Below are 21,631 nucleotides of genomic sequence, written 5' to 3' on the forward strand. Positions count from 1 at the left end.
GGTACGCATGTTCGCGCATCCCCCCGTCACCAAGGCCGTCGTCCCCGCCGCCGGCCTCGGTACCCGGTTCCTGCCGATGACGAAGTCCACTCCGAAGGAGATGCTGCCGGTCGTCGACAAGCCGGCCATCCAGTACGTCGTCGAGGAGGCCGCCGCCGCGGGCCTCGCCGACGTGCTGATGATCACCGGCCGCAACAAACACTCCCTCGAGGACCACTTCGACCACAACTTCGAACTCGAGTCCGTCCTCGCGCAGCGCGGTGACCGTGACAAACTCGCCAAGGTCCGCGCCAGCAGCGAACTCGGCACCCTGCACTACGTCCGGCAGAAGTCGCCCCGCGGCCTGGGCCACGCGGTACTCTGCGCTCGCTCCCACATCGGTGACGAGCCCTTCGCGGTCCTCCTCGGCGACGACCTCATCGACCCCCGGGACGCCCTGCTGCGCCGGATGCTCGACGTGCGGCACGCCATGGGCGGCAGCGTCATCGCCCTCATGGAGGTCGATCCCGCCCAGACCCACCTGTACGGCTGCGCCCGGATCGCCGGGGCCGACGGCGGCGACGTCGTGCGCGTTACCGGCCTGGTGGAGAAGCCGCGGCCCGGCACCCAGCCCAGCAACTACGCGGTCATCGGCCGCTATGTGCTCCAGCCCGAGGTCTTCGGCGTACTGGAGCGGCTGGGCCCCGGGCACGGCGGCGAGATCCAGCTGACGGACGCCCTGGAGACGCTGGCGGCCGGCGGCTCCGTGCACGGCGTGGTCTTCTCCGGCCGCCGCTACGATACCGGCGACCGCCACAACTACCTGCGCTCGGTGGTGCAACTCGCATGCGATCACCCAGAGTTGGGGCCGGAGTTCAGTGAGTGGCTGACCGCCTACGTCACTTCCTGCATGATAGAGCCGAGCCTGGCCGGGGCGCTGCAGGGGGCCCTCGGACGGGCCCGGGCGCCGCGCCCGGGGCTGCCGGCCGGACCCCTCTCCGCCACCGGCCGTGGCCAATAACGGTCTCCGCTCGGCGTACTACCCCCCACACTGTGTTGCGCCCGTCCCACCGGCCAGGCTTCGCTGCCCACCAATCCGTCCGACGGCCCGTCCCACGTTCTTCCATGCTGCCCCGGTACCAGGGGTTTTCTCACCTGTTTGGAGCCAAGATGACGCAAGCGCACCGCCTGATCGGCGACACCGCCATTCCACCCCTGGGCATGGGGTGCTGGGCCATCGGCGGTCCATTCCAGGCCGGTGACACCCCGGTCGGCTGGGGCAAGGTGGACGACACGGAGTCCACCCGGGCGGTGCGCCGGGCCGTGGATCTGGGTATCCGCTTCTTCGACACCTCCGACGTCTACGGCACCGGGCACAGCGAGCGCATCCTGGGCGCGGCCCTGGCCGGCCACCGCGACGATGTGCTGATCGCCACCAAGTGGGGCAACGTCTTCGACGAGGGCAGCCGCCGGATCACGGGCGAGGATCCGGGCCCGGCTCATGTCCGGCACGCTCTCGAGGCGTCGTTGACCCGGCTCGGCACCGACCGCGTCGACCTCTACCAGTGGCATCTGGGCGGCGCCTCCGCCGAGCAAGCACAGGAGATGCAGGGCGCGCTGGAGGACCTGGTCGCGGCGGGCAAGATCCGCCACTACGGGTGGAGCACGGACGATCCGGCCCTGCCCACCGCGCTGGCCGGTCCCCATTTCGCCGCCGTCCAGCACGAGTTGAACGTGCTGAGCGACGCGCCGGACATGCTGCGCCTGGTCGCCGAGCACAACTGGGCCAGCGTCAACCGCAGTCCGCTGGCCATGGGGCTGCTCAGCGAGAAGTACACCGGTGACACCCGACTCGCCCAGGACGACGTACGGGGCGACGAGGCACCGCCATGGATGCGGTACTTCGCCGACGGCGCCCCGGCTGGCGAATGGCTCAAGCGCCGTGACGCCGTGCGCGAGATCCTGACCTCGGACGGACGCTCCCTGGTCCAGGGCGCCCTGGCGTGGATCTGGGCGCGCAGCCCGCACACGGTGCCCATCCCCGGCTTCCGCACCGTCGCACAGATCGAGGAGAACGCCGATGCCCTCGGCCGGGCCCCGCTGACCGCCGGTGAGCTGAGCGAGATCGACGCCTTGCTGGGCCGCTGAGCCGGGGCACCGGCCCGGTCACCGGGTGGCGGCCGTCGGGGTCTGCCGGACCGGCTCGGGATGCACCCGGATGCCGTGGGCCGGTGGGCGGCGGTGCGAGGTCGAACAGCACGGCGCTGGCCGGCAGCCGGGTGGTGAGGGTGATCGCCTCGGGCAGGTGGCGCAGGGCCCTGCCGTGGTAGGCGGCGTCCGCCACCACGTGCAGGGGCCGGTTCAGGCACACGGCCAGCAGTTTCACCATCGACGCGGCGAGTTCGACCTTCGACGGTCCGGTCTTCGGCCGCCACAGCCGGGCCATCACCGGCAGGCACACCGGCCGGGTGAGGAACGGCAGTTCCACGACGATCCCGACCACCACGAAGCACGTTCCACGCCCGACCGGCTTCGGGCCCCTGGCGGCACCATCGTGCTGCCACGCGACACCGAACACCTTCTTCCCGCTCCGCTTGAACAAGGTGTCGTCGACCGCGACCGTGATCGCCGCGCCCTGCGGCAGCAGCGTTCTGACGATCAGATGGGCCAGCACGATCCCCAGGATCTCGACGTTCCAGCGCGTCCGGGAGAAGAAGGCATGGGCCCGGTCGTGCGGCCAGGCGCGGGCCAGTCCCGCCCCGGTCAGCATCCCGGTCACCGTGCCGGCCCCGGTCTGCGCGACCAGCCCCGTCACCATCGCGGTGAACGTCGTGAACCCCGGCGCGGTGAACACGCGTAGTTTCCCCAGCACCGCCAGCAGCGACGCCGGCACCGTCGGACTCGCGGGCATCGGCTTCCCCTCCCCGGGCGCGGTCGCCACAACGCCGATGCTGTTGACGCACTGGCCCGCCGCGGGTGCGAACAGCCGGTCCGTCACCCGCCCGGGTGGGAACCGCCGTTCGGCTCCCGCGCGCCGACCGCTATCAGCGCGGCCCGAACAAGCGACGCCGCCGCGACGGCTACTCGGGGAAGGCGACCTCGAAGTGGAAACCGTCGTCGCCGACCGCGCGCCGCAGCGTCCGCAAGACCGCCTCGGGATCGTCGTAGGGGCCATTGACGAAGAGGGGCTTGCCCTCCCGGCCAAAGCCGATAGGGCTGGGACCCGCAGGCTCGCCAAGCAGCACGGCAGCCTCCGTGAACTCCTCAGCGACCTCTCCCTCGGGTGCAAACCCGAAGCCGCGCGCGTAGTCGGCAGCCCCGAACACCAGAGCACGGGCGAGGTCGGCCGGAACCTGCACATGCCCCTCGAAGGCGCTGAAGTACAACCCCCGATGCCCAGCCAGCCGACTCTCAGTGCGTTGTGGCAAAGGGAGTCCCTGTTCGATGAGCAGGGACTCCCTTTGCCACAACGCACTCACTCATCGGCTCCGGAGCGAGCGCATTTTTCACCCCCAGACACCACACGTCCAGGAGGAACCCCGCGACCTGCGCCTTCGTGGAGCGCGTGCTGTCCGCGGCGACGAGTACCGCCACCAGTCCGCGCACCTCCTCCGCGTCGGAAGCCCCGGGATCAAGGCCCGCCCACTGCGGCGCACTCTCAAGATCCACACTGCGGCTCCAGCCGGCGTTCACCCAGCAACGAGGCTCGCCACGACCCGGCCCCGAGGCCACGACCGCGCCATTCAGCACCCCGACAACGTCTCCCGCGCTCATCCCAGTCGCCCTGGCGATCGCCTTCACCGACCGACCCTGCTGATCAAGGAGCCGCACCCGCGCAACAAGCAACTCATCCACAACCGCACCCTACGGCCAGCGCCAAGCAACCAAGAGCCGAACGCCACCAGTCACACCCACCCGAGCGACCCTGCGAAAACTGCGAAAGTCGAGACGAATTACCGAATACTCAAATAATCGCCAATCCAATTCGACCCGGATTCGACCCGGACCCCCAACAAGGCACCCCATCCGGGCGTTGACCTGCGCATACGAGGCCCCTGGAGACCAAAGGCCGCGAACTCGTGGTAATTCCGACGCACCCCTCTGACCTGGGCTTACTGGGGCCGGAACGGCTGTGACCTGCTAGGTCGGGTTGCAGAGGCGATCGGAGGCAGTCAGAGGAATCCGCTCTGATTCGACCCCGGTTCGACCCGGGTCGCTCAGAGGCAGTCAGAGGCATCAGCCTCCCAAACTGCCCTTTGAGCGACCGGCGTTGACCGGTACGGATCCAGGGTGGCGACTCTGACAGGCCTCTCGGTCGTCTCCGGTCGAGCCGCGATGGGGACGCCTGCCTCCGACAGGTGCCAGAGCGTACGAAAGCCCCCAGGACGGCAATCCTGGAGGCTTCGCTGGCACCGATTGGAGGTCGGTTCCGGACGCCACCTCTGATTTAGAGGTCCGCGGTGGCATCCATGTCCTTGGGACGACCCCAGAATGCCACACCCCACAGCCCACCCGCACTACTCCCCGTCGGCTTCACGTCCGGATTTTTCCCCACCAGAGGCAACCACAGGCAGCCACACCACGCTGCAGGGACTCGCCTCCCTCCCCAAGCCCGCCGCCGACCTGGTCCTGCTCGGCGACCTCACCGGCCGCTACGCGGCCGGAAGTTACAGCAGGCTCAGCCCCGACGGCCGCACGGTGACCCTGCGCGGCGACCGCCAGGGCATATCGGAGCACGGTCACCGGATCACCGCAGCCATCGCCTGCCACGTGGCCCGCGCCGGCGGAAGCGTCGAGCAGCTGACCCGACTGCTGCTGCACCCCGACCACGAAGGCGGCCGCCACGCCCAGAACATCGCCCTGCGCTCCGGGCAGGCGCGTGCGCTGGACTACATCCACAGGGTATGGGCCAGCGCTGTGCAGACCGTGAGCACCAGCATGGTGCTCGGTTCCCGGGACCACGCCTACGAGGTACTGGCAGCCCTGCGGGACCGCATCGAGACCACACCGTGGCGCGGCGAGCGGGCCAGGACCGCGCTGCGGGTCCTGCGAGCACATCTGAACTTCGCCGAGACCGCCGGCGGCCCGCTGCACCACGCCAGCGAGCGGCAAGCCGCCGAGGAGGCCGGGATCTCCCGGACAACCCTACGGGTCGTCTACGAGACCATCCTCAGGCCCCAGGGCTGGCTGCGGCGTCTGCGGGTGGGACACGGCCGTGAAGGCTCCACCTGGTACCTGACCCTGGGCAGTCCCCACCGGCGCGTGGGCACCGCTGTGCTGTCCCGTTCCCGTACCACTCAGTACCCCCCCCGGCCTGGCACTTGAGGAGTGGCCCACCCCTGAGACAGGCGCGGCCGCCGACATCGACTCCTCCGTCCTGGCCCGCCTGATGGGCCACGACGCCTTCGCCCACCACGCCCTCGGCAGCGCCGCACTGATGATCATCAGTGCTCTGTACGCCCGACCCGCCCAGAGCGTCACCGATCTGATCGCGAGTTCCTCGGTCTCCCGCGCCACCGCTTACCGCACCCTGCAACGCCTGGCCCGCCACGGTCTCGTCCAGCACCACGGCGAGACCTGGACCCTCACCCCCCACGCCCTGCACGGCATCGACCAGTTGCCCACCACCGCCGAGACCGCTGCAGGAATACAAGCCGCCCAGAACTGGGACGAGATCGCCCAGCAGAGCGGGACAGCGGGCACGGCGGCCCGTCGCAAGACCCTGCACGCGGACGAACGCGCGGCCTACCGCCAGGCGCTGGAACGCCTGGCCGAGCACCGCAGCCGCGCCGTGGTGATCGTGCGCGACGGCCGCCAGGTCCTGGTGCCCGGAGTACGCGCGGACGAGATACCCCCGGCCTGGCGCGCCCCGGACGGACGCGTCCTCGACCCAGCCACCGGCCAGCCCGCCAAGGGGTGGCGGGTGGCCACGGACGGCCGGTTGATCCTCATCGGCCCAGCCGACCAGCGCACCTACGACGAGCTGGCCGCAGCCCACGCCCAAGCCCTCAGTGAATGGGAGTCCGCAGCATGAACCCACCATCCCCGACAACGCCCGAGGGTGAGCCGCCCAGCCCTCAGAAGCTGCGCAAGCAGTACGAAGCCGGAGCCACCGTGCAGGAGCTCGTGGCCACCAGCGGCCTGCCGTATGGGACGGTCCTGAACCGGCTGCGTGCGGCCGGGACGGTGATGCGGACATCGTGGCAGACCCGCCGGATGCGTGAGGACGTGGAGGCCCGCGCCCGTCTGGCTGCCAGGCTGCGCACCCTCTACGACCAACACGGCGCCACCCTCAACGACCTCGCGGCGGCCGCGGGCAAGTCCAAACCAGCCGCGCGGCGGCTGCTCGTCGAGGCCGGCGGACGCGTGCGCACTACCCGGCAAACGATCCAGATCCGCTCCGCGGCGTCGCGGGCGAAGCAGCACAAGCTCGCCCATTGGTTGCGGGTGCGGTACGAGGCCGGGGCGACGGTGCCCGCGCTGGCCAAGGACTGCAACTTCTCTACCGCCACCGTCTACCGGCTCCTGCGTCAGGCCGGTACACCCATGCGGCCCCAGCACCGTCATGGCCCCGCCCGCCAGCCCAAGGAGCCGTCATGACTACTTGGCTGTGGCAGCCGTGCGCGTCCCGCTGGGTTCCGCGCCGTGTTCGCGCTGGCCCGCCCGGCCGCATGCCTTCGGCCCGCGCGCCGCCGGATCCCGGCGCACCCCCGACTTACCAGTGGCGACCGCCATCGGCGATCAACACACGCCTTGCGATTGAGGAGAACAAGCACACGTGAACGAGACCACCCGTCAGAAGAACCTGGCCAAGACGACGGCAAGCGTCTGGGACGCGTTCGTCATCGTTGTCGGCATGCTCAAGGGCGGCACCGGCAAGACCACTTCCGCCTGGTTCATCGCCCTGTACTACGCCGTCGTCCTGGGCCTGCCCACCCTGCTCCTGGACGCCGACGCGAGCAGCCAGTCCGCCTACGACTGGTTCAAGGTCGCCCAGGCCGAAGGTTTCGAGATCCCCGCCAACCTGGTCATCGAGCGCTACCCGTTCGATGACTTGGCCGAGTACATCCGCGCCAAGCGCGCCGAGTTCGGCGCGATCGTCGTCGACGCCGGCGGCGGCAGCGCCCGCATCTTCCACGAGGCGGTCACCGAGGCAAACCTCCTGCTCGTCCCGGTCGCCCCGACCAAGATCGAGCGCCGCAAGCTCGTGGCCACCTTCGAGGAGGCCGAGCGCGCCGCCGCCCGCAACGAGCGCGGCGTCACCGCCCACGTGGTCCTGGTCAAGGCCGACGGCCGCACCAGCCTGCCCCGTACGGCCCAGGACAAGCTCCTCGACCCGCCCGAGGGCGAGGGCATCGGTCCGGACCGTAACGAGCCGTTCCCGCTCGCCGACACCGTCATCCACTCCTGGGTCCACTACATGGAGGCCTTCGGCGAGATTCCGACCGAGTTGAGCGAGTACGTCGAGCTGATGAAGGAGCTGACCTCGGCATGAGCGAACAGCGCACGAAGCCCCCCGCCCGCCGGACCGGACGCCCCCTCGGCGGCGGAGCCAAGAGTCCCGCAGCGTCCGCACCTCCCCCGACCGCCGAACTCACCCCCGAGCAGTACGCCGCCGAGCAGGAGGCAGCCCGGACGCCCCAGGCGACCGCCTCTCCCGAACCCGGCCCGGCCCAGACCGCTCCGGCGGAGCCTCAGCCCTCGCGGGCGGTCGCAGACGCCGCGCCTGCGGACGCCAGGAGCAACGCCGAACCGGTCACGGCTACCAGTACGCCGCTTCAGACTGGCAGCACGGCTGCAGAGACAGGATCGGCACACGCTCCGCAGAGCGATCCCGCCTTCGTCCAGGAGCCGTCCTCCGCTGACGGAGCTGCTGGCACGGTTGCGGCTGCCGCGATAGCCGTCCGCGGGGCGGCGCCCGTCGTGATCGGCAGCGCAGCGTTCCCCGTGCAGGCCAAGAGCCCAACGGCAGGGCACACCGGCAAAGCGCAATCGGTGGAGGCGCCCAGTACAGGTGTTTCGTGGACGCAGGGTCCGGGGCGCCCGGCGGACATTCCCGACGCCTCCGTCGTCCTCAACCAGCGCATCATCACCCGGGAGAATCTCGACTCGTCCGTGCCGGCTGCCCTTCGGCTCAAGAGGCGGATCAAGCGCTTCATGCTGGACAGCGAACTCGATCACCTGCCGCTCGGCGACATCATCGCCGTTGCGATGGATGAGTGGCTGTCCCACCGAGGCTTCTGAACAGCGAGCCGCCGCCTCGTACGGCCCGCGGCGGACGCAGACCCCCTGGGCCCGTGTCCGCCACCCCCACTATCGCAATAGCCCAATAGCCGACTAGCCGGATCACTATTCGACTAGTCGGAGCAACGGGAGCACCTCATGCCCGACCACGCCCACGAGCAATGCTCAATACCTGTGGATCAGCCTGACGGAAGGGGGCGTACCTTCCCGATGGATCGATCGATCGGTCATCGAGCAAGGCCGACGTTGCACCGTCGGCCGGGAAGGGTGAACGTGCTTACGGTAGTCACCGAGGACGGCACCACGCCAAGCGGCAGCTCGCTGCTGGATGAGATCGTCCGGGAAGGCGCCAGGCGGATGCTGGCCGCGGCGTTGGAAGCCGAAGTCAACGCCTATATAGCCGAGCTGTCTCACGAACGGGACGGTGACGGGCGTCGGCTGGTGGTCCGTAACGGCTACCACCAGCGCAGAAAGGTCACCACCTCGGCCGGAACCGTCCAGGTCAGGGCGCCGCGGGTCAACGACAAGCGCACCGACGAAGTCACCGGGGAGCGTAAGCGGTTCTCCTCGGCGATCCTGCCGTCGTGGTGCCGGAAGTCCCCGAAAATCAGCGAGGTGCTGCCGCTGCTCTATCTCCACGGCCTGTCCTCCGGTGACTTCGTGCCCGCGCTGGAACAGTTCCTCGGGTCCTCGGCCGGCCTCTCGCCCGCGACGGTGACCCGGCTGACTACGCAGTGGCAAGCCGACCACACCTCCTTCCAGGACCGTGATCTGTCCGCCACGGACTACGTGTACGTGTGGGCGGACGGCGTGCACCTGCGGATACGCCTGGAGGAAGCGAAAGCTGCGGTCCTGGTGCTGATGGGCGTGCGAGCGGACGGCACGAAGGAACTGATCGCGTTGACCGACGGCTACCGCGAATCGTCCGAAGCGTGGGCGGGCCTGCTGCGGGATTGCGCCCGCCGGGGCATGCGTGCACCGGTCCTGGCCGTCGGCGACGGCGCACTCGGCTTTTGGAACGCGCTGAACGAGGTGTTCCCCGACACCCGCCATCAGCGGTGCTGGGTGCATAAAGCTGCAAATGTGCTCGACGCCCTCCCGAAGTCCGCCCAGCCCGCGGCCAAGCGTGCGATCCAGGAGATCTACAACGCCGAGGACAAGGAGCACGCGGCCGGGGCAGTCCGCGACTTCGAGCGGGCCTACGGGGCGAAGTACCCCAAGGTCGTCAAGAGGATCACAGATGACGAGGATGAGCTGCTGGCGTTCTTCGACTTCCCCGCCGAGCACTTGGTCCACCTGCGGACCACCAACCCGATCGAGTCGACCTTCGCCACCGTGCGACTGCGGACCAAGGTCACCAAAGGCGCAGGCTCCCGGGCCGCCGCACTGGCCATGGTCTTCAAGCTCATCGAGTCCGCCCAGGTCCGGTGGCGGGCCGTGAACGCGCCCCATCTCGTTGCTCTGGTCCGCGCCGGGGCCCGCTTCGAGCGCGGCCACCTCGTCGAACGACCCGAGACCCTCGCGGCATGAACAAGTTCCACCGCAGAAGCACAGATCTGCCTGTGTGTTGAGTCGGGTCACCCGCTTGTGTCTAAAGGTCCGCTACGAGAAGTCGGTAGCCAACGTCCAGTGTTTCACGGTCGAGCAGGTCCGCGTGGCGTTCCTGCCACAGGCCGGAGGACAGGTCGCTGGACAGCCGGGTCAGACCCGGGCGGAGGACCTCCTCGCCAGTCTGGGCGAGCATCGAGATGCCGGCTCGCACGTGCGGATCGAGGTATGCCTCAGGTCGGCACCAGAAGGCGGCGCCGAATCCGTCGATGCAGTCATGCGGAACCGGGACCCTCTCGACGCGGGCGTCTCCCAGCAGCGCAATCAGCCGATCGATGGGGACGGCCTGTGTGTCGGTGAACGCGGCTACCTCGGGCAGGTACTCGTCCAGCAGCCAAAACCTGCGGAAGACGGCCTGGTCCCAAGTGAAGATGACGACGCGTTGCCGGGCGATCCGAAGGAGTTCCCCGATACCGGCTTCCAGGTCCGTCCAGTGGTGCACAGTCAGGATGGCCATCGCCGCGTCGGCCGAGTCGTCGGCGATGGGGATCGACTCTGCGGATGCCTGCAGGGCCCGCGCAGATCCGGCCGGACGTTGGGCGATCATCACTGCACTGGGTTCAACCGCCAGCATGGTCTGCGGTGGTTCGTAAGAGCCGGCGCCAGCGCCGACATTGATGACAGTGCCGACATCGCCAAGCGCCTCGTGGATCTTGACAGCGATCCGGTGGTCGGCGCGTCGCGTGTGATTGTAGGTCGCACCGATGCGGTCATACGTCGTCACGACTGGCAGTATGCCTCGTCACTCATCACCTACCGTTGCTGATGAGCCATCCACAAGTATTGATGCGATGAAGGGGCGGGGCCTCCGCCCCCGTGGGCTGCCGGGGTAGGTCCCGGGTACTCACGTTCGTCACGGCGAAGGAGGCCCTTGGTGAGCGAGTATGACGGACACCAATACGTCGGCATCGACCTGCACCGCAGGCGATCCGTCATCGTGCGGCAGACCGATCACGGCGAGCAGCTGAGCGCGGTACGAATCGTCAACGACCCGGTGGCGCTGGGCCTGCAGATCGAGCAGGCCGGGACCCGCCCGGACGTGGTCCTGGAGGCCACTTACGGCTGGTATTGGGCGGCCGACGTGCTCCAGGCGGCCGGAGCACAGGTTCACCTGGCGCACCCACTGGGCGTGAAGGGCTTCGCCTATCGGCGCGTCAAGAACGATGTCCGCGATGCCGCGGACCTGGCCGACCTACTGCGCATGGGGCGGCTGCCGGAGTCATGGATCGCCCCGGCCGAGACCCGGGAACTGCGCGAACTCGTGCGTTACCGGGCCAAGCTGGTCGCGCTCCGCTCCGGGCTGAAGGCTCAGGTACATGCCGTGCTTGCGAAGGTCGGCGTGCTCATCGCGGTGTCCGACCTGTTCGGGGTCGATGGCCGTGCCCAGCTCGAGCAGACCGCTCTGTCCGGCGCCTATGCCCAGCGCGTGGCGTCCCTGCTGAAGCTGATCGACATCCTCGACGCGGAGGAAGACCTCTTCAACCGCCGCATCGCCGAACGACTTCGCGGTCACGCCGGCTGCGGGGCCATCCAGTGGCTGCCCGGCATCGGGCCTGTACTGGCGGCCGTGCTGGTCGCCGAGATCGGCGACGTGCACCGCTTCCCCTCCGCCGACCGATTGTGTTCCTGGTCCGGACTGACCCCGCGCCACTACGAGTCCGACACCGTCGCACGCCGCGGACACGTCACCAAACAGGGCAGCAAGCTGGTCCGCTGGGCGGTCGTGGAGGCTATCCAGCGCAAGACCACCCCCAAGATCAAGGAGGATCGGGCCCGGATCGAGGCCCGCCGCGGCAAGAACATCGCGAAGATCGCCGCGGCCCGCAAACTGCTCACCCTGGTCTACTACGGGCTGCGCGACGGGCACATCCGCGCCCTGGCCCGCCAGGCCGCGTGAGCAGCTCGGTGGCGGCAGGCGCGCGGTCGGGCAATTGTCTGACCCCCACCCGGCGCGGTCGCGGTTTTGATTGACCCCGCCTGCCGCACGTCGCACCGCTCCATGCGGCCTCACGCCGCGAAGGAATGACCGGCAGCCGAGCCATGGCCCTGCCCTCCTGCATCACACAGCGGAGACGAGCGACACCCACAACCCCACAGAACACACGCACCCTCGCCGACCTCACCCGTTGCCCGCGAGCCGGTCAACGCTGCCCAGAACCATCAACAACCAGCAGATATACCGCCCTTGACCAAACCCACCCCTTCAGGAATGACAATTTCTCCACGCCCACCACGTCCGCCTTCTACGCGACCTCGCTGACGTTCTCGAAGCCCAGTCCGACCCCACCGACGACCCCTTCGCCCCGCACCCCGATACGCAAGCAATCATCGACTCACGCCACACCAGACGAGGCCAGCTCAACCACGCCGTTCCCAACGCGCTCCAACTGCAGCGACGCATCCGCCGCTACAACGCCGACAGCGGCATCCCTCACGGGGACATCGTCGCTCTCGCCCTCGATACGTTTCTCCGGGCCAGGGGCTATCCACCCGAACCGGCTGCCAATCCACCCAGGTCGGAAGACTGAGCCCAATGGGCTGATCTCCCAGGTACTTCAGTTGGCCGCCCCGAGCGGGGCGGCCACCCGGGACGACAGGTGACGTGGCGCTTGGACGCTCAAGACCATGCGCTTGTAGCTGTGCCGCATACCCAAGGGCGCTGCGGCGTCGCGGCGGTCGAGTACAGCGCTGACCTGAACGAACTCAACGACATCGCTTGCTGGTGTGCGGCGCTCCTGAGGGCCGCACCATCGCCGAGGTGGCCATCGAAGGCCCTGCCACTGGCGGGGCGCCTGGATTTGATCACAACCCGTCGTACCGAAATCGAAGAACCAGATCATCTCTTCAAGGAGCACAAGTGAAGCAAAAACCGGAGCTTGACCACTACAAATACTGGGGCGAGGTACCGACCGGCACGTACATGACGAAGACCCAGCTAAGGGATCTCGACCTGCCGCGGCAACCGGGCGGCCCGGCCCGTGCCACCGTGCAGGGCCGCGACGGGGCCAGTCGCCGCGCCACGTTCGACCTCTACCTGATCAGCGAGTCGGTGCCGACCTCCGCGAGCGCAGCTCAGCTGTCCGCGGCCGCCGCCCGCCGTAGGACCGGGCCCCGGGTGTGTGAGCAGTGCGGAGCCCGGCCTGAACTGCCGTGTACGAAGGTGGAGTCGTGGCGGCTGTGCCCGGCCTGCGCCCACGTCGAACGCCTTCGTGCTGCCCAGCGGAAGGCCGGTGAAGCCCGTGCCCACGCACAACAGGAAGCCACCCGGCTCCTGGGAGGCGGGGACCTCGCCGTCGTTCACGTCGCCTACACCGACCGCGGCACGACCGACTCCGGCAAGCGGCGCACGCCATCAGCCGCGGAAGTCACCGCGCTCGGCGCCGACGGCAGAGTCCTCGTCGGCGTACAGATGCGACTGGTTCCGCCCCGGTCGAAGGGCACCCCTGACGGAGCTGCCGACCCGCGCCAGGCCGCCGAAACCATCCGCACCACGCTCGGCGAAAAGACCGTCCTCGTGTGGGGCAACAACGTCCTCGCCGACCTCGGCCATGCCCTGCGCGCCCTTGACGTCGCGTGGCCCTTCCCCTCCGGCTACGACCGCCGTCACGAGCTGAAGCCCTTGGCCATGCACTGGCGGGCCGACCTTAACCCGTGGACGGCCACCCACCGCCTCCCCGTCGCTCCCGACCGCGCCGACCGGATGCTCTACCTCCTCCAGCGGATCGCTTCTTAGGCGACGTCGATGCCCAGTTCGGTGTCCGGCCGGCAGAAGGCGCATGGCACGACGTTCGGGTCGGTGAGTGAGGCCCGAGCGTCGTGGGCGCTGATCGAGTAGCGCATGCCCTCGATCAGCGTGCAGTCGTCCAGGTGGACCATGGCGGGCTCGGGCCCGTTCGGGGTGCGCTTCCGCTGGACGACGAAGCCGACCGAAGTGCCGGCCTGGGTCATGGCCGGGAGGTTGCTCCCGCCCTTGACGGGTCGCCCTCGACGGCGCTGGGGTGCGGGGGGATCTGGGGTTTCGGCGCGGGCGAGCGCGGCCTGGACGTTGTGGACCTGAAGCCGGAGGTATGTCAGCAGAGTCTCCTCGTCGGCGATCTGCTTCTCCAGGTACGCCAGGATTACCTTGAGGCGACGGGTATCGGGTGGCAGATCGTTCACACGTTCGATTCTAGGGAGTAGGCTGCCCTCTGGCACCCCACAGGACACATGAGCGGAGAGGCGGCATGCGCCCCGAGCTGGAAGTCCTCGCCGCCCTCGGCGTCGACTCCGCCGTCCTCGATGCCGCGCCGGGCGGCCCGCTGCGGTTCTCCGGCGGCATTGCCCGAGTCCATCCGACCTCCCCTGACCGCCGTTGCTGCTCCTCCTGCGGCGCGCTGCCCTATGCCACACAGCGGCTGGACCTGCGATGGCGGGACTCGTGTCGCGATTGCATGCTCATCGGGTTCGACCTGGCTTGGTCGTAGCGTGGACGCCATGGATGCCGCGCACCCCGAGGGCTTCCATTTGGTGCTCTCCATCGACAGCGGACCGATAATGCACGGCTGGTGGGTCTCGGAGGTGACTGCCCGCGAGAAGTTCTCAGCGTGGGTTGACGAGCGCGGCAGCATGCCAAGGGCGCGTGTCACTCTCGCCGACGAGGAGACAGGTGCCGTGTTGACGTCGTGGCCGGAAGAGCCGTAGCCCTCCGCCATCCTGGGGATCATGGCCTATCGCCTGTACCCGAGCCCGGAGCGTGCCCGCTGGCAGGTGGAGCGCCACCGGTTCGAGCACCCACCGGACACACGGTCCACCGCAGGCGAGGCCGGCGCGCGATTGGCCAGCAGCCTTCGCGGGCTTCCGCCGGTCGGCGACTATCGGTTGTCCACGCGCATACCGACTGGCTACTTGGCAGGGTCCTCCCCGGCGTGCCGCACCGCGCGCTTCACCGCCTGCTCCAGCTGGTACCGCGACATGGTCACGTCCTCGCGTGCCGCGTACTCGGTCACCGCGGCCTGGAAGGCGGCGCCCGCATCACGCCACCTCACGCGCTGCGCCTCGTACTCCTCCTTGTCCTTGAGGCCGGCGAGCTTCGCCCGCTCCTCTTCGGCGGATCGTTCCAGCTTGATCAACTCATCGGGTATTTCTGCCACGCCCATGGATCCTAAGCAGTGCCCGATGAAGGCGCCTGTCGGCGTGTGCTGTCCGCTGTGGTTGGGCATGTGGCCGGTTTGAGTGAGCCGGGTGGGAACGCGTGGAGGCCCCCAGCCCCTGGCTGCGGCGGTCAGGAGGAAGCGACATTCCCACCTGTTTAACAATCGTTGTACGCTCAAGACATGGGTGTGGGATTCAGGCCCACAGAGGCCGACGACCGGATTATCCAGGCGCACAAGCGCTCGGGCGAGACGACGTCCGATGTCATGCGTCGGGCGCTGCGCGCCCTTGAGCGTGAAGAATGGCAAGCCCAAGCCCGCCGCGATATGGAGCGAATCGCCGCAAGCGGCGAGGATCTATCCGAAGAGGCCGACGAGTGGGGTTACGACGACGAAGGCAAGGTCGTCGATCTTCGCCCCGTTACTCGGTCAGCGGCGAGCCCCTCGACTCCCGAGCCAACCCCTGCCCCCTCGGGACAGGTGCCCGTAGGCCGCCTTACCTATGAGGCGATGGGGGCAGTGCGACGCGCCAACGCCGAGATGATGGCGCCTCTCCGCCAGCATGCTGCCGTGATCTCCAAGACGATGCGGAGCGCAGCGTTCACTGAGGCGGCACGGAACGCAAACCTCGCGGGCGCGCTCGCCGCCCGCAGCAACCTCGCCTTTTCCTATCAGAAGGTGGGGCGCATCGATGAGGCGATCGCGCTACTGGAGCGTGTGGTGGCCGACAACGATCGGTTGCTGGGGAGCGATCACACTTACACGCTCACCGCTCGCGCCAACCTCGCCGCTTCCTACAAGGAGGCGGGGCGTACCGATCAGGCAATCGCGATCGAGGAGCAGGTGCTGACCGACCAGGAGCGGTTGCTGGGGGATGAGCATCCTTCTACGGTCGCCACCCGTACCAAGCTGGCCGATTCCTATCAGCGGGCGGGGCGCACCGGCGAGGCAATCGCGCTGCTGGAGCGGGTGGTGGCCGACCAGCACCGGTTCCTGGGGGATTCCGACACCGGTGCTCTGCTCGTCACGCACCCCGGAGGCGGCACCGCTGTGGTTGCACACGACCTAGCATCTGGGCTAGGAAGCCTCATGGCTGCGGCGCAGGATGCGGTAGGCCAGTCTGTCGACTCTCTACATTCGGACTGGGAGCACATTGGTCTGAGGAAGTTCACGGCCCACGGCGACCTCCGTCCCGCCAACGTACTACTGCGCCCCGCGGGTAGCGCCGTTCTCATCGACAGTGACTCACGACTCTCCCACGTAGCGCCTCGTCACCCGATGCGGCACTGGAAGATCAATCACTTGCGGTCCCTTGCCGCTCGGCGAGCAGGCAAGCGGTGATCCGGGGAGGCGTCTACCGCATCGACCTCGGAGATGCCAAGCGAGGTCACGAGCAGAAGGGGAAGCGGCTGGGCATCTTGATGAGCCACCCGTTTCCGGCCTGGTCGACGGCCACGGTCATCCCGACTTCAACGAGAGCCCAGGAAGCCATTTTCCGCCCCTTGTTGGTGATCGACGGCCGTGAGACGAGAGCTCTGGTGGACCAAATCCGTACGATCGATCTTCAATACTTCTTGGACGAGGACCCGGTGGACATCCTGACGGCGGTCAATCTGGCCCAAGTCGAGTACGCACTCGCCAACCTGATGGGGCTCTCGCAGGGCTTGAGCTACTGAGCCAGCCGTCGCGAACCGGCACCCCGCACGAAAGTGCGCACTCCGCCTACGACGGAGTGCGCTGGTCTCAGCCCTTCGCGGCCGGCCTCGCCGCCAGTCGGCGTACGGCGCGCTTGAGCGAGCCAAGTTCCTTCAGCACCTGGTCCATCGCGGAATCCAGTAGCATGACCGGATCGTCAGCGGACCAGAAACGCACGCTCTGCTCAACCTGATGTTCCCAGAACTCAGGTTCTTCGGCGGCTTCGAAGCCGAGCTGTGACGCAAGATCGGCAAAGCCGGCCCCGGGCCGACCGGTTGCCTTGCGAATGACAAGCGCCGACAGCAGCGGCCGACCGTGCTGGTGCTCGTAGGCGCTGATGTGGCCGAGCTTCGGGTACAGGCCCCGCATCTGACCCTGCGACGTGTATGGGTCCAAGCCGTGTGGGTCAACGCGCTGCACGAATTCCTTGTAGCCGATGCAGACTGAAAGCGGGTCGGCCGGGTCGCCAGCCTTCGCGAGGGAGCGCAGAAGGCGATGCATGTCGCGTTCGATTGGCGTGAGCGTAAGCACGCAAACTCCTCGTAGGGAGAGGGCCCGTAGGCCCAGATGTCCGTGGACGTAGCGCCCGTAGGCGTGCTTTGACCGTAACTCATCTGAACCTGGCACCGCTACGCCCTGTCTCCGCCCCTGGGCGTGCTGGTCTGAGCCCCGCTCGGCCGTGATCCGCCGCTAGAAGGAGCTGAGGCCCCTTCTAACGGCAGTCACACACCGATAGGAGGTTCGCGTCTCCGTCGTGAACCCCTTCAAGTATCGCTGAGTGATCGTCGTCAGCCGGTGGTCTCGACCAGAGTGGCCGCGAGTTCGTCGCGTTCGTCGGCGGTCATGCCGCCCCAGATGCCGTCTCACATGTTGTTGACGATGGCGTAGTCACCGCAGGCTTCGCTGATCGCGGACGGGGCAGGCACCGCGAGGTGGCGGGCCTCCCCCTACGTCTGGGATGTCGCCAGTTCCTCTGGGTGGTCAACGCGCGCGTTCGAGCAGCATCGCGTAAATGTGAAGGGGGGACGCTGACTCCCCTGTTCGAGCCGATGCTCGCCGAAGCTCGGCGCGCACTGCCTCCAGACGGGGCATTGCCGGGACGTCTGATCGCGGAGCAGAAGCTATGGACAGGATTGGAAGTTGTCCATCTGTCCATTGGTACGGCGGCCGGTGCCGAGGCCAGAGGGAGCGGGTCTCGTGCTCAGAGGCCTGCCCCCAGGGTTGATGTACCTGCCCCCACGCCCGCCGAGGCTGATGCGCGAACCGTAAAAGCCCCGATCAGGCCCGAACCGGCGGTGCCGACGGGATAATCAGGGCGTGACCAAGCATCGCTTCCTTGTTGCCCGGCAGGTTGGTGCGGAGCCGTTCAGCTACACGAGGACCTGCCTGGATACCAGCCGAGTCGAGCGCCTTCGCAGCACCTCGTTGGACGACGTGACCGACTTGGACGCGGCGTACGAGCTGACACGGCTTGCCATGGTCGATCTTGAAGCATTCGGCACGGGTGGAGGCCAGACTCTCGACGACGAGGAGATCGGAGTTCTCCTCCGGACCATCCGCTCGGTGCTGAAGCGCCTCGGCGTAGCCCTCAACCTGCCCTTCCGGGACTTCAAGAGCTTCAAGAGCTACTGGAAAGACCAGGGAATGAGCGACAGTTACGACGCACGCCGGAGCTACATCAACAGCGTGTTCGGTCTCGTCCTGAGCCAGCTGGATGAGTACCATCCCCATCTCCGGCAGAGCCGAGACCAACCGCGCCGCGTCACCGACGTCACTCGCCGCCGACTCCGCGACGGCCTCGCAGGCGGGTGGTGGGGCGGAACGCTCGACGAGGTGCAGTTCCTGAGCCGCCTGTACGACCTCGACAACCTGCCCAGCCACGACTCCCGGTTCGCCAACGCGGCCCGGGACATCTGGCAGCACTGCATCAACAACCCCGCAGACTGGGAAGACGACTGGATTTGGCGCGACGAGCGGTTCGGCCTGGCTAACAGCGACGAAGCCCTCCTGCGGTTCCTGGCCGAGATGTTGCACCCGGCAGTGCGCACCGACCCCGCCGAAGTCGAGCGCCTCCATGTCCTCTTCAACGAGACGCTGGCGCACGACGGCTACGAGCTCGTCGAAGTGGACAGCATCAGCGGCGCACCGGTTTTCGCCGCCCGCACGATCGGCGCCGGCGTGCCCGGCGCCATGAAGAACCTGATCTTTGCCGCGGATGGGCCGAAACCGGAGTTCGTGCTCGGCGACGCCATCAACAACGATGTCCTGGTAGTGAAGAACGAGCAGTTCTGCCTCGTGTATAGCCAGCCGCTCAGCGCATCCGGCCTGACCTGGGGCGAGATGATCACCTGGTGGCGGGCCCGGGAGTCCCTCCCCGAGACCATGCCGGACAACGAGGTCGGCCGTGCTCTCTACAAGCGGCTGTATGCGTGCCTGCATTGCGATCCCGAGCGGCCAAAGTGGCTCTCACCCGAGCAGACGGTGTTCCGCGCCTACTGCGAGCTGTACCCCATCAACGAGACGGCAGCCAACCACCCGGCGCTGCTGCCGCAGGTGTACCTGCACATGGACCCAAAGACGCGCAAGGAGCGTGCCGGCAAAGACAGTGTCCTGGGCCGCGAACGTATGGACTTCCTCCTGCTGCTCCCGCACGGAGTCCGTGTTGTGGTGGAAGTGGACGGCCAACACCATTACGCCGAGGGGAGCGAGGCGTCCCCGCGGCTGTATTCGAAGATGGGTGTAGCTCCTTTCAAGGGACGGCCCTACCTGCATGAACTGCGGCTTGGCGCGCGACCGGGTGATCGAACCGGGTCTCCAGGAGGGCATCGCCGCGATCCGTGACTTCCAGGCAGTCGATCTTGATCCGGCCCCGAGCGTGACCTGGCGGTTTCGAAACGATCTATGCGGTGCTCAGCCCGGCCGGTCAGGCAAATGCCCAGCTCAGCCTGTCCCTTGAAAGGAGCTACACCCTTCGAAGATGGTCGCCGAAGACCGTGCGCTACGGCTCAAGGGGTATGAGGTGTATCGATTCGGTGGGCACGAACTGTGCCTTAACAGTGCTCCAGCGATGCTTCGCCAGTTCTTCACCGAACTCCTTGGGAACCAGCCATAGTGAGGCTTTTCCAACCTGGTTGCGTAGCAAGTTGGTTGGCTGAGGGCGGCGTTGAGGAAAAGGTGAAGCTCCTGTTAGATGGGTTGTCGACCAAGATCAACCTGTCCGCCCGGAGCTTCGTGTGCTTGTCTACCCATCGGGGATCGATCTGTCCAACTCGACCCTGCGCTACCTGTCCGGCCTGCTGAGAGCCCGGCGTCGTGAGCGCGGCACGCGCTGGCGCCGCCTGACCGCGGACCGACAGGCTCTGCTCGCGCTGGCCCATCTGCGCTGCGGGCACACGTACGCCCAGCTCGCGGCCGGCTTCGGGATCGGGCTGGCCACCGTCTACCGGTACATCGTCGAGGCGGTTGAGGTCCTGGCCGCCCTCGCCCCCACCCTCCAGCAGGCTATGACCGTCGCCGCCAACAAGGCATTCGTGATCCTGGACGGCACCCTGCTGCACATCGACCGCATTGCCGCCGACCGCCCCTACTACTCCGGCTGTGAGGATGATGGCCGTGTCGTTCCGGCCGTGGCCTGACTCGTACTCTGGCTGGCTGCTGTGCCTTGTGTTTGATCTGTCGGCCCGGCCGGAGCGACGCGTACCAGTACCGGGCCGACGGAGCGTGTCCCGATAGGGGCCTTGGCCTAGAAGGCACCGTCACAGTCCTGACCGCTCCACCGACCGGCGCTGGACATCGGTACCGCGTCGTCGAACAGGAGCACCGTGACCACCCTCAGCATGCCCGCTGCCGTCCGTGCCGTCCAAGCTGCTGAGGCTCCGGCTGCTCCGCGTTCGGTGGTGCTCGGCATCGACACCCACAAGGACGTGCACGTCGCCGCCGTCCTTGACCACCTCGGCGCGCTGCTGGGCACGGGAGAGTTCCCGGCCACCGCGGCCGGCTACCGCCAACTTCTGGACTGGGCAGGCCAATCCGGGACCGTTCTTCGGGCCGGGGTAGAGTGCACCGGCTCCTACGGTGCCGGTCTGGCCCGCTACCTCGCGACCCAGCGGGTGGCGGTGGTTGAGGTCAACCAGCCCGACCGATCCACCCGGCGCCGCCGCGGCAAGACCGACGCCATCGACGCCGAGGCTGCCGCCCGGGCCGCGCTCTCGGGCACCGCCCGGGCACTGCCGAAGAGCGGCGACGGGCAGGTGGAAGCGCTGCGCATCCTCCGACTGGCGAAGAACTCCGCGGTCAAGGCGCGCACCCAGGCGCTCAACCAGCTCAAGGCAGTGCTGGTCAACGCTCCATCTACGCTGCGCGAGGAGTTGGAGCCGCTCTCGACTTGGCTCCTGGTCAGCCGCTGCGCGGAGCTGGTCGACCCCCGCGGTGACGATCCGGCTGCCAACACGGCGGTCTTCACGCTCCGGCTGCTCGCACAGCGCGTCTTGCGGCTTCGGCAGGAAGTCACCGAACTCGGGCAGCGAATGACCACTGCGGTCAAGGCCACCGCGCCCAGCCTGCTGGCCCGGTTCGGGATCGGGCCTGACAGCGCGGCGGCCCTGTTGATCGCAGCCGGCGACAACCCTGAGCGGCTGGGCAGCGAGGCATCCTTCGCCGCGCTCTGCGGCGTCAGTCCCGTCGAGCAATCCTCGGGCAAGAGCCGGCGTCGCCGGCTCAACCGGGGCGGGGACAGACAGGCCAACGCCGCCTTGCACCGCATCGTGGTCACCCGCATGCGACAGGACGAACGCACCCGCGTCTATTTGGAGCGGCGCACCGCCGAGGGAAAGGGGAAGCGCGAGGTAATGCGCTGTCTGAAACGCTACGCAGCCCGCGAGGTTTATGCCCTGATACGCGCCGACATGGTCACATGCCACCAGCGGTCTGATGATCCAGCGACCCTCACGACCGCAGCTTGACGAACATAGGGGCAT

At 68.0% G+C, this 21,631-nt stretch carries 22 protein-coding genes and 2 pseudogenes; 17 read left to right on the plus strand and 7 right to left on the minus strand.

The window, feature by feature from the left end; all coding sequences use genetic code 11:
- Positions 1–7 precede the first annotated feature (7 nt).
- Together EDD90_RS09650 and EDD90_RS09655 are read left to right on the plus strand one after the other, a co-directional pair.
- Entirely contained in the window at positions 8–1,000 is a 993-nt protein-coding gene (locus EDD90_RS09650) for a UTP--glucose-1-phosphate uridylyltransferase (RefSeq protein ID WP_123972666.1), read from the plus strand.
- 149 nt (positions 1,001–1,149) lie between these two features.
- Positions 1,150–2,127, plus strand: coding sequence for an aldo/keto reductase (locus EDD90_RS09655; protein WP_185149007.1), 978 nt, complete (start codon positions 1,150–1,152; stop codon positions 2,125–2,127).
- A gap of 43 nt (positions 2,128–2,170) precedes the next feature.
- Here the strand turns inward: EDD90_RS09655 and EDD90_RS58940 are convergent.
- The 3 genes and pseudogenes from EDD90_RS58940 to EDD90_RS09665 all read right to left on the minus strand — a co-directional run.
- Positions 2,171–3,154 (minus strand): annotated as a pseudogene (locus EDD90_RS58940) (transposase); the annotation flags it as partial.
- Positions 3,060–3,365 carry a hypothetical protein gene (locus EDD90_RS55230; RefSeq protein WP_185149008.1) on the minus strand — a complete coding sequence of 102 codons (306 nt, stop codon included), beginning with the start codon at positions 3,363–3,365 and terminating at the stop codon, positions 3,060–3,062. The pseudogene EDD90_RS58940 and the gene EDD90_RS55230, both read right to left, overlap by 95 nt.
- A 25-nt stretch (positions 3,366–3,390) precedes the next feature.
- Entirely contained in the window at positions 3,391–3,834 is a 444-nt protein-coding gene (locus EDD90_RS09665) for a hypothetical protein (protein ID WP_123972668.1), read from the minus strand.
- A 636-nt stretch (positions 3,835–4,470) separates the two neighbouring features.
- On the opposite strand from EDD90_RS09665, the gene EDD90_RS57060 reads away from it, so the two are divergent.
- The 6 genes from EDD90_RS57060 (at position 4,471) to EDD90_RS09690 (ending at position 9,753) form a co-directional block, all read left to right on the plus strand.
- Entirely contained in the window at positions 4,471–5,304 is an 834-nt protein-coding gene (locus EDD90_RS57060) for a hypothetical protein (protein WP_260327761.1), read from the plus strand.
- A 64-nt stretch (positions 5,305–5,368) separates the two neighbouring features.
- Complete coding sequence (locus EDD90_RS57065; protein WP_260327762.1) at positions 5,369–6,013, plus strand: helix-turn-helix domain-containing protein; 645 nt, start codon at positions 5,369–5,371, stop codon at positions 6,011–6,013.
- Positions 6,010–6,579, plus strand: a complete 570-nt coding sequence (locus EDD90_RS09675; protein ID WP_260327763.1) for a helix-turn-helix domain containing protein — start codon at positions 6,010–6,012, stop codon at positions 6,577–6,579. Before EDD90_RS57065 ends, EDD90_RS09675 begins: the two co-directional genes overlap by 4 nt.
- Positions 6,580–6,757: 178 nt before the next feature.
- The gene (locus EDD90_RS09680) at positions 6,758–7,474 is read left to right on the plus strand and encodes a ParA family protein (RefSeq protein WP_123972670.1); all 717 of its coding nucleotides are present in this window, start codon (positions 6,758–6,760) and stop codon (positions 7,472–7,474) included.
- A gap of 428 nt (positions 7,475–7,902) precedes the next feature.
- Positions 7,903–8,223, plus strand: coding sequence for a hypothetical protein (locus EDD90_RS09685; RefSeq protein WP_123972671.1), 321 nt, complete (start codon positions 7,903–7,905; stop codon positions 8,221–8,223).
- Positions 8,224–8,496: 273 nt separating this feature from the next.
- A complete protein-coding gene (locus tag EDD90_RS09690; protein WP_123972672.1) occupies positions 8,497–9,753 on the plus strand; it encodes an IS256 family transposase in 1,257 nt (418 codons plus the stop codon).
- A gap of 61 nt (positions 9,754–9,814) precedes the next feature.
- Here the strand turns inward: EDD90_RS09690 and EDD90_RS09695 are convergent, their stop codons facing one another.
- Positions 9,815–10,555, minus strand: coding sequence for a methyltransferase domain-containing protein (locus EDD90_RS09695; RefSeq protein WP_123972673.1), 741 nt, complete (start codon positions 10,553–10,555; stop codon positions 9,815–9,817).
- A 150-nt stretch (positions 10,556–10,705) separates the two neighbouring features.
- Here EDD90_RS09695 and EDD90_RS09700 point away from each other — a divergent pair, with 150 nt between their 5' ends.
- Complete coding sequence (locus EDD90_RS09700) at positions 10,706–11,728, plus strand: IS110 family transposase (RefSeq protein WP_123972389.1); 1,023 nt, start codon at positions 10,706–10,708, stop codon at positions 11,726–11,728.
- Between the two features lie 960 nt (positions 11,729–12,688).
- Positions 12,689–13,564 (plus strand): hypothetical protein, encoded by an 876-nt coding sequence (locus EDD90_RS09710; protein WP_123972674.1) that lies wholly within the window; start codon positions 12,689–12,691, stop codon positions 13,562–13,564.
- Here EDD90_RS09710 and EDD90_RS09715 read toward each other — a convergent pair.
- Positions 13,561–13,989, minus strand: coding sequence for a DUF6233 domain-containing protein (locus EDD90_RS09715; RefSeq protein ID WP_123972675.1), 429 nt, complete (start codon positions 13,987–13,989; stop codon positions 13,561–13,563). The two genes, EDD90_RS09710 and EDD90_RS09715, sit on opposite strands and share 4 nt — an antisense overlap.
- A 65-nt stretch (positions 13,990–14,054) precedes the next feature.
- On the opposite strand from EDD90_RS09715, the gene EDD90_RS09720 reads away from it, so the two are divergent.
- Complete coding sequence (locus EDD90_RS09720) at positions 14,055–14,294, plus strand: hypothetical protein (RefSeq protein WP_123972676.1); 240 nt, start codon at positions 14,055–14,057, stop codon at positions 14,292–14,294.
- A 10-nt stretch (positions 14,295–14,304) separates the two neighbouring features.
- On the plus strand, positions 14,305–14,511 hold the full coding sequence (locus tag EDD90_RS09725; protein WP_123972677.1) for a hypothetical protein: 207 nt from the start codon (positions 14,305–14,307) through the stop codon (positions 14,509–14,511).
- A gap of 200 nt (positions 14,512–14,711) precedes the next feature.
- Here EDD90_RS09725 and EDD90_RS09730 read toward each other — a convergent pair whose 3' ends face one another.
- Positions 14,712–14,960, minus strand: coding sequence for a hypothetical protein (locus EDD90_RS09730; RefSeq protein WP_260327764.1), 249 nt, complete (start codon positions 14,958–14,960; stop codon positions 14,712–14,714).
- A 183-nt stretch (positions 14,961–15,143) separates the two neighbouring features.
- Between EDD90_RS09730 and EDD90_RS09735 the strand changes: the two genes are divergently transcribed.
- Both EDD90_RS09735 and EDD90_RS09740 read left to right on the plus strand, forming a co-directional pair.
- Positions 15,144–16,301: a tetratricopeptide repeat protein gene (locus EDD90_RS09735; protein ID WP_260327765.1), complete on the plus strand. Its 1,158-nt coding sequence runs from the start codon at positions 15,144–15,146 to the stop codon at positions 16,299–16,301.
- A complete protein-coding gene (locus EDD90_RS09740) occupies positions 16,298–16,636 on the plus strand; it encodes a type II toxin-antitoxin system PemK/MazF family toxin (protein WP_123972678.1) in 339 nt (112 codons plus the stop codon). Before EDD90_RS09735 ends, EDD90_RS09740 begins: the two co-directional genes overlap by 4 nt.
- A gap of 67 nt (positions 16,637–16,703) precedes the next feature.
- On the opposite strand, the gene EDD90_RS09745 is transcribed toward EDD90_RS09740, so the two are convergent.
- Positions 16,704–17,186: a hypothetical protein gene (locus EDD90_RS09745; protein ID WP_123972679.1), complete on the minus strand. Its 483-nt coding sequence runs from the start codon at positions 17,184–17,186 to the stop codon at positions 16,704–16,706.
- A gap of 786 nt (positions 17,187–17,972) precedes the next feature.
- Between EDD90_RS09745 and EDD90_RS09755 the strand changes: the two genes are divergently transcribed.
- From EDD90_RS09755 to EDD90_RS09765, 3 genes and pseudogenes are all read left to right on the plus strand, one after another.
- Positions 17,973–19,496 (plus strand): hypothetical protein, encoded by a 1,524-nt coding sequence (locus EDD90_RS09755; RefSeq protein ID WP_185149009.1) that lies wholly within the window; start codon positions 17,973–17,975, stop codon positions 19,494–19,496.
- 392 nt (positions 19,497–19,888) lie between these two features.
- A pseudogene (locus EDD90_RS09760) lies at positions 19,889–20,251 on the plus strand (transposase family protein); the annotation flags it as partial.
- 240 nt (positions 20,252–20,491) lie between these two features.
- Positions 20,492–21,616, plus strand: a complete 1,125-nt coding sequence (locus tag EDD90_RS09765; RefSeq protein WP_123981086.1) for an IS110 family transposase — start codon at positions 20,492–20,494, stop codon at positions 21,614–21,616.
- Positions 21,617–21,631: the final 15 nt, after the last annotated feature.

Source organism: Streptomyces sp. Ag109_O5-1, assembly GCF_003814875.1.
GTDB classification, from domain to species: Bacteria; Actinomycetota; Actinomycetes; order Streptomycetales; family Streptomycetaceae; genus Streptomyces; species Streptomyces sasae.